Origin of the sequence: Aeromonas sp. QDB14, from assembly GCF_027707845.1 — a bacterium.
Lineage (GTDB): Bacteria > Pseudomonadota > Gammaproteobacteria > Enterobacterales > Aeromonadaceae > Aeromonas > Aeromonas caviae.
This window is the reverse complement of record NZ_JAPCJD010000154.1, coordinates 1-2,570: the sequence shown is the minus strand read 5'-3', so window position 1 is coordinate 2,570 and position 2,570 is coordinate 1. Positions and strand designations below refer to the sequence as shown.

The 2,570-nt window shown below is 57.8% G+C and carries 3 protein-coding genes and 1 pseudogene; all 4 read left to right on the top strand.

All coding sequences use genetic code 11. The features are described from left to right. The first annotated feature begins 292 nt into the window (after positions 1-292). Positions 293-772, top strand: coding sequence for a hypothetical protein (locus tag PG887_RS22070; protein ID WP_270822921.1), 480 nt, complete (start codon positions 293-295; stop codon positions 770-772). Between the two features lie 245 nt (positions 773-1,017). Beyond that, the gene (locus tag PG887_RS22065; RefSeq protein ID WP_103859369.1) at positions 1,018-1,296 is read left to right on the top strand and encodes a hypothetical protein; all 279 of its coding nucleotides are present in this window, start codon (positions 1,018-1,020) and stop codon (positions 1,294-1,296) included. 215 nt (positions 1,297-1,511) lie between these two features. Beyond that, entirely contained in the window at positions 1,512-1,763 is a 252-nt protein-coding gene (locus PG887_RS22060; RefSeq protein WP_202979155.1) for a hypothetical protein, read from the top strand. A 464-nt stretch (positions 1,764-2,227) separates the two neighbouring features. Continuing rightward, positions 2,228-2,570: pseudogene (locus PG887_RS22055) on the top strand (hypothetical protein); the annotation flags it as partial.

The following is a 2,570-nucleotide window of genomic DNA, read 5'->3' as shown; positions in this document are numbered from 1 at the left end:
CCAGCTCAAGGCCGTCTATGCCGGCATTGGTGAGGCTTCCCCCGAGATCCATGGGTATATTCGAGCCCTTGAAGTTACCCACGGCCAGAACGGCTACCATCCGCATTTCCATATCCTGGTATTCACGGACAAGCGCCTGGACAGCTCGATCCTTCGTTACGTTTACGCCAAGGCATGGAAGCGGGCCTGCCTCTTGTCCGGCCTCCCAGAGCCTGCCGAACAGCATGGTGTAACTGTCCAGGATGGTTCCAAGGCTGCCAAGTACGCCAGCAAATGGGGCCTGGAGGATGAGATGACCAAGGCCCACGCCAAGACTACCAGGCGAAAGGGTCTCACGCCTTGGGGGATGCTTCGTGCCGTTCTCGATGACGATGATCCAGAGTACCCCGCCGAACGGGCCGCCAAGTTGTTCCAGGTATACGCCAAGGCCTTCCACGGTCGCCGCCAACTCTACTGGTCTAATGGACTCCGCAAGTTGCTCCAGGTTGCCCAGGAGCTGACGGATCAGGAGTTGGTAGCCAAGCCAGAGGATGAACGCGCTTTGCTGCTGGCAACCCTGACCGATGCCCAGTGGAAGGGGATACGCCGCCGCCGCCAAGAGGCGCATATCCTGACCGTTGCAGAGTCCGCCCCCCTCCTGTTGCAGACCGTCCTGGAACATCTGGTGCCCAGCCGTCCTGGTGAGCCTGACGGGGCCCCCCGTGGGGGTGTCAGCCTCACCACGGACGGGGGGCCTCCACCTAAGCCCATCCGTATCCGCTACCTGGAATAGGCGCACCCATGCAACATGTCGTTGCATGCACGCAACCGCGAGCGATAAGGCTCCCCGTCCACATGTACGCATGTGCGCATGTATGCGTTTGCACATGTTGCATGCATGTGGGGTCGAGGGGGCTCCCCCTCGCCAGTCCCGGATGTAATACGGGTAGGCTGGCTGTTACTTCCTGCCGCGCTTCGCTTGCCTTTTCCCGTCACCGTGACTATAATAAATTATCGTTACAGTGACAGGAAATCACCATGAAAGACGCCCACGATAGCCAGACCGCCGATCTCCTTCCCATCCCCCGCCCTCGTGGCCGACCACGTACCGGCAAAGCCTTGTCTGGGGCAGAGCGCCAAGCAAAGTACCGCGCTAAACAGGCAGAAAATACCATCACAGTGACGTTTAATCGTGAGGATGTGAAGGTTCTAAAGACGTTGCTCGCCAATCCCCCCGACATGCTTTGCCTGTCCCTGGACAACATCGACCGTTTAGCCAAGGCCGTGTTTGATGCCTGCCTTGCCCAGGGGCGGTAGCCCCTACAAGGCGCTCCCGTTACGTCAAATGGGATGACGTAGCCGAACGCCGGAACGCGCCCATGCAGACCTGGGGTGGGGACCCCCCCTTCCTGCAAAACCGGCAGTTGAGGATCTCAGAACCAGAGAACTTAGAACGCCTCAGCGCCCACGAATCGCTTGATCGAATGAAGCAGAACGAGCTAGTCTCATTGCTATAGCAATCAGGGGGACACATGAGCGGAATTAAAAAGAAGCCGAGATCACTTGCTCTGACGCCGGAGGTTGAGGATAAACTGCTCAAGCTCTGTGAGCGGTTGGGGGTTAACCCTCATGCGTACCTGTTGAACGAGGTGGGTAAGGCTGTTAATCGGGACTATTTGGCGTACCAGATAGCCGAGGGGCAGCAGAATATGTTCCAGGATTTCTTCGATAGGATGGCCGTTTTGGCCGAAGCCGAATCCCAGAATAACAGTCACAGTGACTGAAAAGACGAACCCCCGAGGGCTGCAACCTTCGGGGGTTCTGAGTGAGGTGCGTTAGGCGGGGCTGCAACCCCCCTGCGCATGGTGTCCCTACTAGGCTAGGAACTACATGGATGATTATCACCGACGCAACATCAGGTTGCAATGATTCAGGGGTCGTGGCGCCTCGCGGGGCCCTCTTAGAGGTGCGAGCCGACAGCGGGCCCCTTGGTATAGTTACCAAAACTCCTTCCCCCGAGAGCTGGCGCGGCTCTCAGGGCAGTTCAAATCCACTCTATGACCCCGACACTGGTGAGATCTTCAACCACCAGGGTGACCGCTTGGTGCTCACTCCCCAAGAGTCCAGGGCCAACCGTTGGGCGTTCAAGTCCGTTGTTAACCGCCTGCTTCCAGGCTCCCGTACATCCAAATGCATGGTTTTGCGTGCTCCCATCCAAGGACAGGGGCTTGCCGACATTGAGCTATGCATGGGCCAAACCCATAAGAAGGCTTTCTATCAGGGCCTGCTGGCATGTGGGGGAGTCTGGACGTGTCCGGTATGCTCCGCCAAGATCTCCGAGCGTCGTCGAACTGAACTCCAAGAGGCGATGAAGGCTGCCGAATCTCTCGATATGCGGGTGCATTTCGTCACGCTGACGGTTCCCCATGGTATCGGTGATGACCTCCAGGATCTTCTGGATAAGCTATCCGATGCCCTCAAGCGGTTGTCCCATGGCAAGTACTCGATCAAAAACCAGCTCAAGGCCGTCTATGCCGGCATTGGTGAGGCTTCCCCCGAGATCCATGGGTATATTCGAGCCCTTGAAGTTA

What these genes read in the sequence shown, in the direction of transcription:
- PG887_RS22065 (WP_103859369.1), top strand. Translation starts at nt 1,018, where the DNA reads ATGAAAGACGCCCACGATAGCCAGACCGCCGATCTCCTTCCCATCCCC.
- PG887_RS22060 (WP_202979155.1), top strand. Translation starts at nt 1,512, where the DNA reads ATGAGCGGAATTAAAAAGAAGCCGAGATCACTTGCTCTGACGCCGGAG.
- PG887_RS22070 (WP_270822921.1), top strand. Translation starts at nt 293, where the DNA reads ATGACCAAGGCCCACGCCAAGACTACCAGGCGAAAGGGTCTCACGCCT.